The sequence below is a fragment of the Paraburkholderia tuberum STM678 genome, assembly GCF_902833905.1.
GTDB lineage: Bacteria > Pseudomonadota > Gammaproteobacteria > Burkholderiales > Burkholderiaceae > Paraburkholderia > Paraburkholderia tuberum.
Genome location: NZ_CADFGP010000009.1, coordinates 15,864 through 28,666, shown reverse-complemented (window position 1 = coordinate 28,666; position 12,803 = coordinate 15,864). Strand labels below are relative to the sequence as shown.

Here is a 12,803-nt window from a genome sequence, read left to right as displayed (position 1 = left end):
AACATCATGAAAAACCTGATTCGCCCCGTACTTGTGCTGTTCGTCGTACTGACCGTGATCGCGGGGGGCATTTATCCGATTGCTGTGACGGCCATCGGACATATGGCGTTTCCACACCAGGCGAGCGGCAGCCTGATTGAGCACAACGGCAAGGCAGTGGGCTCCGCCTTGATCGGCCAGCAGTTCGACGCACCGTACTATTTCTGGGGACGCCTGTCGGCGACCACACCGAACCCTTACAACGCGCAAAACTCGGGCGGCTCGAACCTTGGTCCGACCAACCCCGCACTCGCTGACGAAATCAAAGGTCGCATCGATGCCTTGAAGGCAGCGGGCACCGACATGTCACAACCGGTACCGGTGGATCTTGTGACGTCCTCAGCCAGCGGTCTCGATCCCGAGATCAGTCCCGCTGCGGCGGCCTATCAGACCGCACGCGTTGCCAAGGCCCGCGGGCTGACGACCGACCAGGTCACCGAGCTGGTTGCCCGCTCTACGTCCGGGCGGCAGTTCGGCATTTTTGGCGAAGCGCGCGTCAATGTGCTGAAGCTCAACCTCGCGCTCGACGACCTCAAACCCATGCACGGATGATGTGCTGCCAACGTGCGTCTGGCGGGAAGGTGGGCGGGTCTGACGTCTGCCGCCGGCCGTTTATGGGAGACACTCGATGGACCGCCCCGACCCAGACGAACTTCTGGATAGGATCCAGCGGGATAAAGAGAAACAGCAGCGTGGCCGCCTGAAGGTCTTCTTTGGCGCGTCAGCGGGCGTGGGGAAGACGTTTGCGATGCTGCAGGCCGCCCGGCGGCAGCAGGAAGAAGGCGCCGATGTGGTTGTCGGGATCATCGAGACCCATGGCCGCAAGGAAACCATCGCGCTGCTGGATGGTCTCGAGATACTGCCGCTCGCGCGCCACGAATATCGCGGCCACCAGCTCTCCGAGTTCGACATCGACGCCGCGCTCGCCCGCAGGCCAAAGCTCATCCTCGTCGACGAGCTCGCGCACTCGAACGTGCAGGGCGCGCGGCACCTGAAGCGCTGGCAAGACGTCCACGAACTCCTCGACGCGGGCATCGACGTCTACACGACGGTCAACGTCCAGCATCTCGAAAGTCTCAATGATATTGTCGGTCAGATCACGGGTATCCGGGTCTGGGAAACTGTCCCCGAGCGGGTGTTCGATGGCGCCGACGAGGTCACACTAGTCGACCTGCCCGCCGAAGAGCTGCTCGACCGGATGCGAGACGGTAAGGTCTACCTGCCCCAGCAGGCCGAGCATGCCGTGCGTAACTTCTTTCGCAAGGGCAACCTGATTGCGCTGCGCGAACTGGCGCTGCGCCGTACCGCGGATCGCGTCGATGCGCAGATGCGTGAGTATCGCGCCGACCAGTCTATTGAGCGTATCTGGCAGGCACGCGAGCGGCTCATTGTGTGCGTCGGACCGGGGCCGGAAGCGCCAGTGCTGGTGCGCGCCGCTTCGCGACTCGCCACGAGCATCAAGGCCGACTGGATAGCCGTGTATGTCGAGACGCCGAAACTGCAGCGCATGCCGGACGACTTGCGCAAACGAACGCTCGATGCGTTGAAGCTCGCCGCCGAACTCGGTGCCGAAACTGCCACGCTCGACGGGACTGACGCCGCACAAACGCTCGTTGCTTACGCCCGCATGCGCAATGTGTCCAGGTTGGTTGCCGGCGCGTCAGCGCGGGGACGCTGGCAGCGGCTGATCGTGCCGCCGGTCGGCGAGCAGCTCGTGCAGAACGCGCGCGACATCGACGTCACGCTGATGAGCGCGGCCCCGGAGCGTGAGGGCCGGAATATGCGAACCGGTGCTCCGAGCTTTGCTGTGGCGCCCGGAGGCGGCGGGCGCTTGAAGCCGCAAAGCTATTTTTACGCCCTGGCAATCTGCGGAGGAATCACAGTCGTTGCGTCAGCCTTTCTCCACCATATCGCTCTGGCGAACCTGGTGATGCTGTATCTGCTCGGCGTGATCTTCGCGGCCGCGCGACTCGGGCGCGGGCCGGGCGTGCTGCTGTCGTTCCTCAGCGTGGCGGCGTTCGATTTCTTCTTCGTACCGCCGCAGATGACATTCGCGGTTTCGGACACGCAATACGTGCTGACCTTCTTCGTGATGCTGCTGACTTCCTTGACAATCAGTCATCTGACGTCGAGCCTGCGCCGTCAGGCGCACATCGCGACCATGCGCGAACGGCGCACCAGTGCAATGTACGCCATGTCACGTGAACTGGGCGCGGCGCTGACGACCGGGCAGATCATCGAGATCGGTACGCGGCACGTCGGCGAAGTGTTTCACGCGCGCGTCGCGATCCTGCTGCCGGACAGCGCAGAGAAGATCTGGCAGAAAGTCGAAGAGCCTAACCCTGCTGTCATGCTGGACGCACAAGCGCTCGACCTCGATATCGGTCAATGGGTGTATGACCAGCAAAAACCTGCCGGACGTGGCACGGATACGCTGCCCGCCACGGACGCGCTGTACCTGCCGCTAAGGGCACCGATGCGTACGCGCGGCGTGCTCGCGATGATATCGGAGCAGACTTCGGATCTGGCGAGTCCAGAGCAGCAGCGGATGCTCGATGCGTTCGCCGCCCAGATTGCGCTGGCGCTCGAACGCGTTCACTACGTGGAAATCGCGCAGGACGCGCTCATCAACATGGAGTCCGAACGACTGCGCAACTCCCTGCTGTCGGCGATCTCACACGACCTGCGCACGCCACTGACCGCAATCGTCGGATTCGCGTCGATGCTTGCCGAACAGGACAAAAGCGGTGTGCCTGCGAGAACGACCAGCGAAGTCGTCGACGCAATCCACGAGGAGGCGCTCAGGATGAATGGTCTTGTCACGAACCTGCTCGACATGGCACGCCTCGAAGCGGGTGGCGTGCGCCTGAACCGGCAATGGTCGATGCTCGAGGAGGTCGTCGGCGCGGCCCTCGGCGCTTGCCGGCGTACGCTCGCCGGGCGCCCGGTCCGGGTGCATGTACCGCCTGATCTGCCACTGCTGCAGCTTGATGCGGTGCTGATGGAGCGGCTCTTTGTGAATCTCTTCGAGAACGCGGCGAAGTACACGCCACCGGGGACGCCGCTCACGATCGATGCCACGCCGGCCCATGATGGCGGCCGGAAATATGTGAAGGTCTGCGTCGACGATAGCGGGCCCGGCCTGCCGCCGGGCATGGAGACGCGCGTGTTCGACAAGTTCACGCGCGGCGAGAAAGAATCGGCGAAGGCCGGGATAGGTCTTGGCCTCGCGATCTGCCGTGCCATTGTCGAGGCGCATGGCGGCAGGATCGGGGCCGAGAATCGTACCGGCACAATGGGTAAGATCATTGGCGCGCGCTTCTGGTTCATGCTGCCCGCCGATGAGACCCCGCCGGCCGAAGCGCCACCCGCAGAGCTATGGCCCGACGATGGAGAGCAGGCGGCGTCAACAGGGGGCGCCTTCCCGGCACCGGCCGTCGATCCGGCAAAACCATGAGCGAGCCGACGGTCACCGTTGTTCTGATTGAAGACGACAAGCACATCCGTCGTTTCGTTCACACGGCACTGGAAGCGGATGGCATGAGGGTCTTTGATGCCGAAACAGGGGAGCAAGGGCTGGCGCAGGCCGCAACACGGCGGCCTGATCTCGTCATCGTCGATCTTGGTTTGCCGGATATGGACGGCATTGACGTGATTCGGGAACTGCGTAGCTGGTCCACTGTGCCGGTGCTCGTGCTAACGGCGCGAACCCGGGAGGAGCATAAGGTCGCGGCGCTCGACGCCGGGGCCGATGACTACCTGACCAAGCCGTTCGGATTGCCGGAACTGACTGCGCGAATCCGCGCCCACCTGCGGCGGCGAACCTGCGGCGGCAGGACGGGGTCGACCAAAGTGCATTTCGGCGCTGTCACGATCGATCTTGCTGAACGGAGGGTAACGCGCGACAGCCAGATCGTCCATCTTACCCCGATCGAATACCGGCTACTGTCGGCGCTTGTGTCACGCGCAGGATGGGTGCTGACGCATCGACAGCTACTTCAGGAGGTGTGGGGCCAAACGCACGCTGATAACGACCACTATTTGCGAGTCTACATGGGGCACCTGCGCCAGAAACTCGAACGTGATCCGGCGCAACCAGAGTACATCATCACGGAGACTGGCGTAGGCTACAGACTGGTCGGAGCGAACGACTATCAGGGGCAGTAGCATGCAATCCGCACTGAAGCGCCGATTCAGTGGGAAATTGCGCTCAGAAGTGCTGCCGTCATGTTTGCACCGCGTTCGAGACGTCGCGTTGACGGGATTTTTACATGTCCTGCGTATAGTTTTGCAACGCATTGACACGCTCTGTGCTGAAATGGAAGTGTCAAAGTCGGTCTGCTGGCCGAAATCGGAGCGCTCAATGTTACGGTTGCTGATCCCCGTAGTCGATAGCGGCGGTGCCGTACAGGCTGCCCGACACGCCGCATTTCTGTATCTGGAACACTGCGTGTCCGAAGTCGAACTGCTTGAAGTGCTTGAGCCTATTGACGAAGGGCGTGCGGCAGCGTTTCACTCGCGCAGCGCACTGCGTCGCCATGAGAAGCACATAATGCTCGACGCGCTGATCCAGACATGCTCAGTCCTTGAGGATGCAGGCGTTCCGTACAAATGGAAGCGGGTGTTCGGGCACGGCGCAAGAGCCATTGCCGCCTATGCTGCAAAGACTCAACCGGATGTCGTCGTGATCGACGCCAGCCATTTCGGTTTCTTTCGCAGACTGACCATGCTCGCCGGGTTATGGCGCGTGACTACCAGACCGGTAACCATGGTTCACTAGACTGCATGCGTGAGCGCAACGATGAGGATGAAAAGCAGGCGTGCATGAAACTTTTGAGGCCCCGCATCTTTAAACGACACCCAATCGCCTTAGTAGCGGCGTCATCGTGGCGCCCTGAACGAAGATTGAAAAAGCAACCACGGCAAAACACACAGTAATGATTTCTTCGCGCCGTGGTAGTCCGGGCGGCAATCCCATCGCGAGCGCCAAGGCCAAGGCACCGCGTAGCCCGCCCCAGAACAGGATATGTTGATGCCGCACCTCGATCTGCAGCGACGAGCGCGAGAAGAGCATGCAACACGGGGACACAGCCACGGCACGCCCCAGCATCACGACCATGATGGCGATCCCGATCGATAGCCACACGGTGTCGTATTCCCTGCGCGCTGCTCATTGACGTCAGTTGCGCCATTGCGGGACAAGTAGCTGCCGTTCTCCACCGATCGGTCTACGCAACTGCAATGTGAGGGCGAGTCACGCTCCCGATGCCAGCGATTTCAGCGTCCCGGACCCTCGCCCACCGAATGCGGAGGACGGTCAAACTATCTGCGTTGTCGAACAGTCGGCGGCGGGTCGAAAGCGCAGTTGACTGAACGCTTTCGGGCGTCCTCGCCGACCGGCCGTTCATGGCCGATGACTGCCTCATGCAATCGGCACACATCGCTCGAACTTCGCAAGGCCGCGATCGGCGACACGCGACCCGTTGTTGACGATGGACGAGCACGCGTGGATGTCTCCAATTGAATGGCAACCCGCCGTACGTTGATTGCGGCGCAAATCCGGCTTCGCCGACCTGCCGCCCAGGATTCTCACCGGAAGTGATTCATCGGGCAGCCTTTATATGCAGTTGAGCAAGCGGACTTGCTCTACATGCACAGCGGACGCCACTCCGTCGCAATCATAGTAACCATAAGAGAGGCCTGCACTATTGTCGTTGCGGATGATCAAGAAAGAAGCGCAGCATTTCGGCACTCGCATCCGGACCAGTAGCGTCCGTATAACTGCCTCGTGCATTGCCGCCGGCCCAAGCGTGCCCTGCGCCATGAATGGTCCACAACTCGGCGTCGATACCGTCGCCGGAAACCAGCCGCGAGACGGTACAGGCGCGTCGGCCCGCGTCGACCCGACGCCGTTCGCTGCCGGCGTCCGGCCGTGCGTCGAACCTCTGCACGAGCCGCGTGGCATTCGCTACGTGAACGGTGGCATCCGCGTCACCATGAAAGACGATCATGGGCCGTCTCGGTGACAAGTCTGTATCGCCTTGCACGCGCCGTGCGTTTCGGGGGTGCTTGCCGCCTTTCATCGCCGCGAGCGCGGAGGGTAAATTGTGCGCGCACCGTGCCGGAAGACCGGAATGCACGCCGACCGCGGCATACAGTTCGGGATACTCGGCGATCATGATCGCCGCCATCGCGCCCCCCGCGGACATCCCCGCGACGTACACGCGCGCAGGATCGACGTTGTGGGCCGAGATGATTTCGCGCGTGATGCCTGCGATCAGCGACGGCTCGCCGCGCTCGCGATGCTGATCGTCAGGTTTGAACCAGTTCCAGCACTTCGACGGATTCGCCTGCTGCGGTTGCACCGGATAAGCTACGAGACATCCATGCCGCTCGGCAAGCGCGTTCATCTGCGTGCCTGCTGCGAAATCGTCGGCGTCCTGCGTGCAGCCGTGCAGCATCACAATCAGTGGCAGCGGCTCGCCGGCGCCACCCGCCGGCACATACAGCCGATATTGACGGCGACCGGCGGCATTCGCATACGCAAGCGTGATGAAATGTCCTCGTTCCTCCACGTCAAGGCAGTCTTCTCGCGCCTTGTGCGCGGTCGCTTCCTTTGTCTTTGCAAACGGGAAGACAACGGGCTCTGGCATCTTGTCCCGCGACGCAGTTTCGTTCACTGCACCGACGCTTTCCCCTCGCAGTGCGCGTTGTATCGCTTCTGTCGCTTCGGCAACGCCGCGGGTACGCAGCAAAGTCATCGCTTCGTGCATTGAGTTCAGAAAGCCTTCGTTGAGTTTCATCACATTTGTCCGATTACCGGTGTTGAGGGGGTGGGCCTCGCGCGGCTAGTGGATTCTGCCGGCAAGCGCCGTCTTGACTGCGGGCGAAGCATGAAAGGCTCCCAGCACCACGACGCTTTCGATAGTCGCGAGCGCGAGTTCCGGGGAGACATCGGCGGCAATGCTGGCCAATCCCAGGACCTGAATGTTGAGACGCTCGCGCGCGGCTCGAATCGCCTCGAGATCCTGCCTGGAGAAATGCTGCAGCCCGAGCACGAGCGAACGACGCGCAACCGTTTCCTGGACGACCCGCGCATGTAGCGCGAGCTGGTTGCGAATCGCCGTTCGGATCAGGTCGGTCCGGTTCGCATAGAAGCCTTCTTCAACCAGCAGGTCGATCTGCCCGAGGTCGACCGGTCCGAGGTTGATCGTGATTTTTTCCGAGTCGCCGCCTTTCGAGCGGGGGGTGTCCAATACCGCGGGTTTCTTCATCGCACCATCCTTGCACCATCCATGTGGATGGTTATAGGATGGTTTTAGATGCGCCGCAACATAAAAATTTGGGGTCGAGACGCCTTCTGGGTCGCCGCATCGCTGGTCGTGGGGCTAGATAGAGCGCTATCGCCGGTTAACGCTGAATAAGACGGCCGGGCAACGGGAGGCTGGCACTGATGTTCGCTCGAACACAACGGATGAGCGTCAAGGCGCAAAACCATCAGAATAAGGCGCGAAATGGAGAGGTTCCCCGACCAGTTTTGACAAATTCAACTGCTATCCTTCAAAACTTGAACCGTTCACTATCGCGGCTTTATCGAGGTAGTTGCTGCCGCAGGTCTCGCCAAGCGCAGTCCATTAGCGCTCAAAATCGGAGTAGTCAACATCCCGCGAACCTCTCAACCCCGATGTCACTCGGGCAGCGAAAGCCGGTACTGCGGAAACGGATTGCGCAGAGCTCAACATGGACCAAGGATTACCAGCATACTGGCCCGGTAGAGCCTGAAATTCGTCGTATCGTTCGCACCGCCATGAGGGAGATATGCATAAACCCATCGACACTGAAACGATCCCGAGCAATGAATTGCAGCAGGTCAAGGCGACTTATGCCAAGCTTTGCGAGGACTACATTGCACATCGTAGCGATGGTGAATACCGGGACTATGTGCAATCGGTCATTGCCAACAACGCGAGCCTCGATCGCCACGTGCGCGCGTTCGAAATTTACGCACCGTATATCAAGCGTGGCATGAAAGTGCTCGACTGGGGATGCCGGCACGCGCCAGATTCGTGCATGCTTCGCACGCTCTACCATGACATCGATATATATGGCTGCGACATCTGCAAGGATGGGCAATTCGCGGAATTCCATGAGTACGCCGGGTTATCTTTCGCATCGCTCGATCATGAATTTCTGCTGCCCTACGAAGACAATCAATTCGATGTGGTGATCGGAAGCGGTGTACTCGAGCACGTTGCCCGCGAGCAAAAGAGCCTCGATGAGCTATGGCGCGTGCTGAAAAACGACGGTTTGCTGATAATCACATTTTTACCTAACCGCTTATCGGTGACCGAAAACGCGTGCAGAGTCATGAAGAAGTACACGGGCCATAATCGGCTGTACAGTCTCAGCGACGCGAAGCGCCTGTTTCTCCGGTCGGGATTCGTACTGGAAGAATGCGGCTATCACCAGGTCTTTCCCACCTTCGCAAAAGGCATAAAGGGCGGCGGAGCGCTCAACGCCCTGGCCAATATCGGCATGAAGCTGAACCGGCCTTTCGAGCGGATACCGATCGTGAATGCAGTCTCGGCTAACCTGTTTTTCATCCTCCGCCGCGTGCATGAGATGTAGCAGGCGGCCGCCAAGGCGGCCTACCTCGCGGGATCATTGGGCAAGGCCGCGCCCTCCTGTTGCGACGTCACAAATCCTCTCAATGCAGGGGTGAGCCGGAAAACGAGCTTCTCGATCTCCACCACGAGGAAAAACAGGACGCCACCACCGACGAGCCACCCCCACGCCAACAAGGGCAGAGCCTCAGTGTGGAAAACGGCATGGAACGGGAACGTATAGGTGAACAGAAGCTGCAAGACCACGACGCCGGCTATTCCGTACCAGAGATAGCGATTGCCTGTATGGGCGCGCACGGACAGCGACGAATCGAGCAGATACCGGATGTTGAGCAGATAGAACACCTGGCCCAGCGTAATGGCGTTGACCGCGGCCGTGCGCGCCATCTGATCCGACGCCCCTTGCGACTTCATCCAGAAGAAGGTGGACAGCGTATAGATCACGAGCGCCGCGCCGACGAACAAGATGCGCCAGATGCCGAAGCGCGTGACGATCGGCCGGTCGATTGCGCGTGGCGAGCGGCGCATCACGTCTGCCTCGTGCGGCTCGAACGAAATGGTCAGGCCGAGCGCGACGGAAGTAACCATGTTGACCCACAGGATCTGCGGCGCCGTGATCGGCAGCGTGAAGGCGAACAGGATCGCCACCGCGATCACCGCGCCTTGCGCGACATTGGTCGGCAGCATGAACAGCATCGCTTTCTCGATGTTGTTGTAGACCGTGCGCCCTTCCTTCACCGCCGCGGAGATCGACGCGAAATTGTCGTCGGCGAGGATCATGCCCGCCGCCTCCTTCGTCACCTCGGTGCCCTTGATCCCCATCGCGACACCGATGTCGGCTTTCTTGAGCGCCGGCGCATCGTTGACGCCGTCGCCCGTCATCGCGACGATCTGCCGATTCGCCTGGATCGCCTTGACGAGCCGCAGCTTGTGCTCGGGACTCGCGCGCGCGAACACGTCGACGCCGCGCACGCATTCCTGCAGCGCCGCATCGTTCATCGCCTCGATCTCGGTGCCCGACACGGCGGTCTTGCCGTCGCCGATGCCCAGCATTCTTGCGATTGCCGCCGCCGTGATCTTGTGGTCGCCCGTAATCATCGTCACGCGAATGCCGCCGCCGTGGCATTCGCGCACGGCGTCGATCGCCTCTTTGCGCGGCGGGTCCATCAGGCCCACGAGGCCGAGCAGTACGAGGGTACGCGGCAGGTCCTGCGGCCCGAGGCCGCCCGTACGCAGGCCCGGGTCCGACAGCCACGCGAGCCCGAGCACGCGCTCACCTTGCGCAGCGAGCCGGTCGCCCTCCCTCGCGAAGTACTCGCGATCGAGGGGCGCCGGGCCTTGCGCCGTCTGCTGCCGGTCGCAGTGGTCGAGGATCACCTCCGGCGCGCCTTTGACCAGCAGCATCTCGCCGTCCGTCGAACGGTTCAGCGTCGCCATGAACTTGTGCTCGGACTCGAAGGGGATCGCGTCGATCCTCGGCGCGGCGGCCGTCTCGGCGGCACGGTCCATGCCCAGCTTGGAAGCGAACGGATAGAGCGCGCCCTCGGTCGGGTCACCCTCCACTTTCCATTTGCCGTCTTCCTCGAAGAGCTCGGCGTCGTTGCACAACAGCGACACGCGGCCCATCAGCTTGAGCACGTCCGGCGCGGCGCCGAGCGGCTTGCCATCGGCGCTGACCTCTCCTTGGCTGGCGTAGCCGTCGCCCGTAACGGCATAGGCCGCTTCGGCCGTTACGACGGAGGTCACCATCATCTCCATCAGGGTCAGCGTGCCCGTTTTATCCGAGCAGATGCGCGAGACGGCGCCCAGTGTTTCGACCGCCGGCAGGCGGCGAATAATGGCGTTGCGCTGGGCCATGCGCTGTACGCCGATGGCGAGCGTGATGGTGATGAGCGCCGGCAGGCCTTCCGGGATGACCGATACCGCAATCCCCACGATGGCCTGGAACAGCTCGACGAAAGTCATGTGTCCGAGCCAGTGCCCCCAGGAGAAGAGCAGCACGCTGACAACCGCGATCACTGCCGTGATGACGTAGCCGAACTTCTTGATCTGGCGCAGCAGCGGCGTCTCGAGCGCGCTAACCTCGGCGAGCATCTGGTTGATCCGGCCGAGTTCCGTCTGGCTCCCGGTCGTCACCACGACGCCGGTTGCCCGCCCCGACAAGACCATCGTGCCGCAGAACGCCATGTTCTCGCGGTCGCCGACCGTGGCTTTGGCGGGTACCGGCGCGGTGCCCTTCTCGGCCGGGAGGGATTCCCCCGTAAGAGCCGCTTCTTCCGTGCGCAGGTTCCTGGCGTCGACGAGACGCATGTCCGCCGGGATTTTGTCGCCCGATTCCAGTAGCACGATGTCACCGGGCACGAGTTCCTCGGCGGGGATCAAGCGAACCGCTCCGCCACGCATCACGCGCGCTTCCGCGGACAGCATGTTGCGAATCGAGTCGAGCGCCTTCTCGGCGCGTCCTTCCTGCAGGAAGCCGAGCAGCGAGTTGAGGATGACGACGGCCAGAATGACCGAGCCATCGAGCCACAGGCCCAGCATCAACTTGACGAAACCGGCCGCGAGCAGCACGTAGATCAGAACGTTGTGGAGCTGCATCAGGAAGCGTACGACCGGCCCCCTCTTCTTGCCCTGCGGGAGGCGGTTCGGCCCATAGGTGGACAGCCGCCCGGTCGCTTCCGTTGCATCGAGGCCCTGCGCGGGATCGACGTTGAACTGCCGTTCGATATCACCGGCCGGCATCGCATGCCACGGCGTCGCACTCTCAACTGAGCTCATCCTCGTGTCTCCCGGTTCCAGTGATTTCGGGTCAGGGGGCCGCTCTCAATGGTCTGGATCGTCCCCGGGTTGATCGGGTCTCGTCGCGTCCACCGCTTCAGCGTCGAGCTCCTCCCTCGCGGCGGCGAGATCCTTCATCTGCTCTTGCGTGGCTTTCGGATATTCGAGGTCGAGCTTCTCGACGGCCTCGACGATCGCGGCCGCGACGATGAGGCGCGTGAAAGGTTTGTTGTCGGCGGGCACGACGAACCACGGAGCCGCTTCGGAGGCCGTCGCGCGGATCGCCTCTTCATAGGCGTGCATATAGTCGTTCCAGTAGCGACGCTCGCGAACGTCGGCTGCGGAAAACTTCCAGTGCTTGTCGGGATTGTCGAGGCGATCCATGAATCGCCTCTTCTGCTCCCCGTACGACAGGTTCAGATAGAACTTGAGAATGACCACGCCCTGGCGCGTCAGATAGTCCTCGAAGCGCGCGATGTCGGCGAGCCGCTCGTCCCATATGTTGTTGCCGACCCGTGCCGGTGGGATCTTCTGCGCATGGAGCAGATGCTGATGCACGCGCACCACCAGCACCTCTTCATAGTACGAGCGGTTGAAAATGCCGATGTGCCCGCGCTCGGGCACTTTCCTGGAATAGCGCCAAAGGAAGTCGTGGGAGAGCTCCTCATCCGACGGCTGCTTGAACGAGATGACATCGCAGCCCTGCGGATTGACGCGCGACATCACATGCTTGATCGTCCCATCCTTTCCCGCGGCGTCCATGGCCTGGAACACCAGCAGCACGGACCAGGAATCCTGCGCGTAGAGGATCTCCTGCTCCATCGCGAGCCATTTCGACCCGCGCTGGAGTAGTTGCTGCGCCTCTTCCTTATGCATTCTGAGTCCCACCGTCTCGCCGGGATCGAAATCCTTCAGGAAGAAATCTTTGCCGCTCGTGACGCGGAACGGATCGGTGTATGCCCGCAGCGCGTCGAGTATTTCCATGCGAACCATCGCTCTTTCTCCACGGCATCTGCATTCAGTTGCACGATTCGCGGATTGCATCGCAACCGCAGTCGTACTGTTCACAACTCTTTCTGATAATAGGTCACGCAAACGAAAACGTGCTCATCGGCAACGACGCTGCGCACCCGCGTAACGACGGGAAACACACTGATCCTGTCGACGCCGACGCAAGGCGGTCACTATCTCGCCGATGTGATTGCGGGTCTGCTGCTCAGTGCGCTGACGATTGCAGCGCTCAAGCGCGGCATGCACCTGCCGGCGACGCGCAAATCCGCGAATGCGCCGAGCTCGCGGTCTATGCCGGTGGGAACGGCATGAGCTGGACGCTCGGCAGCGGCCGCGCGGACTAACGTGAAC

10 protein-coding genes are annotated in these 12,803 nt (G+C 61.7%); 5 read left to right on the top strand and 5 right to left on the bottom strand.

Annotated elements, in window-relative coordinates; translation table 11 throughout:
* Positions 1 to 6 precede the first annotated feature (6 nt).
* From kdpC to HWY30_RS09865, 4 genes are all read left to right on the top strand, one after another.
* Positions 7 to 591: a potassium-transporting ATPase subunit KdpC gene (gene kdpC / locus HWY30_RS09880; RefSeq protein WP_090806159.1), complete on the top strand. Its 585-nt coding sequence runs from the start codon at positions 7 to 9 to the stop codon at positions 589 to 591.
* 76 nt (positions 592 to 667) lie between these two features.
* Complete coding sequence (locus tag HWY30_RS09875) at positions 668 to 3,496, top strand: sensor histidine kinase (RefSeq protein ID WP_090806161.1); 2,829 nt, start codon at positions 668 to 670, stop codon at positions 3,494 to 3,496.
* A complete protein-coding gene (gene kdpE / locus HWY30_RS09870; RefSeq protein ID WP_090806163.1) occupies positions 3,493 to 4,206 on the top strand; it encodes a two-component system response regulator KdpE in 714 nt (237 codons plus the stop codon). The genes HWY30_RS09875 and kdpE overlap by 4 nt, the downstream gene beginning before the upstream one ends.
* Position 4,207: 1 nt before the next feature.
* The gene (locus tag HWY30_RS09865; protein WP_425199365.1) at positions 4,208 to 4,819 is read left to right on the top strand and encodes a universal stress protein; all 612 of its coding nucleotides are present in this window, start codon (positions 4,208 to 4,210) and stop codon (positions 4,817 to 4,819) included.
* A gap of 69 nt (positions 4,820 to 4,888) precedes the next feature.
* Here HWY30_RS09865 and HWY30_RS09860 read toward each other — a convergent pair whose 3' ends face one another.
* The 3 genes from HWY30_RS09860 to HWY30_RS09850 all read right to left on the bottom strand — a co-directional run bounded on the left by HWY30_RS09860 (position 4,889) and on the right by HWY30_RS09850 (position 7,313).
* Positions 4,889 to 5,185 carry a cation:proton antiporter domain-containing protein gene (locus HWY30_RS09860; protein ID WP_244144859.1) on the bottom strand — a complete coding sequence of 99 codons (297 nt, stop codon included), beginning with the start codon at positions 5,183 to 5,185 and terminating at the stop codon, positions 4,889 to 4,891.
* A 559-nt stretch (positions 5,186 to 5,744) separates the two neighbouring features.
* Positions 5,745 to 6,842: an extracellular catalytic domain type 1 short-chain-length polyhydroxyalkanoate depolymerase gene (locus HWY30_RS09855; RefSeq protein WP_090806165.1), complete on the bottom strand. Its 1,098-nt coding sequence runs from the start codon at positions 6,840 to 6,842 to the stop codon at positions 5,745 to 5,747.
* 45 nt (positions 6,843 to 6,887) lie between these two features.
* The gene (locus HWY30_RS09850) at positions 6,888 to 7,313 is read right to left on the bottom strand and encodes a CopG family transcriptional regulator (protein ID WP_018420777.1); all 426 of its coding nucleotides are present in this window, start codon (positions 7,311 to 7,313) and stop codon (positions 6,888 to 6,890) included.
* A 544-nt stretch (positions 7,314 to 7,857) separates the two neighbouring features.
* Here HWY30_RS09850 and HWY30_RS09845 point away from each other — a divergent pair.
* Entirely contained in the window at positions 7,858 to 8,667 is an 810-nt protein-coding gene (locus tag HWY30_RS09845; RefSeq protein WP_090806167.1) for a class I SAM-dependent methyltransferase, read from the top strand.
* A 20-nt stretch (positions 8,668 to 8,687) separates the two neighbouring features.
* Here the strand turns inward: HWY30_RS09845 and HWY30_RS09840 are convergent, their stop codons facing one another.
* Both HWY30_RS09840 and HWY30_RS09835 read right to left on the bottom strand, forming a co-directional pair.
* Positions 8,688 to 11,441: an HAD-IC family P-type ATPase gene (locus HWY30_RS09840; RefSeq protein ID WP_090806168.1), complete on the bottom strand. Its 2,754-nt coding sequence runs from the start codon at positions 11,439 to 11,441 to the stop codon at positions 8,688 to 8,690.
* Between the two features lie 45 nt (positions 11,442 to 11,486).
* Positions 11,487 to 12,434, bottom strand: coding sequence for a polyphosphate kinase 2 family protein (locus tag HWY30_RS09835; protein ID WP_090806170.1), 948 nt, complete (start codon positions 12,432 to 12,434; stop codon positions 11,487 to 11,489).
* Positions 12,435 to 12,803: the final 369 nt, after the last annotated feature.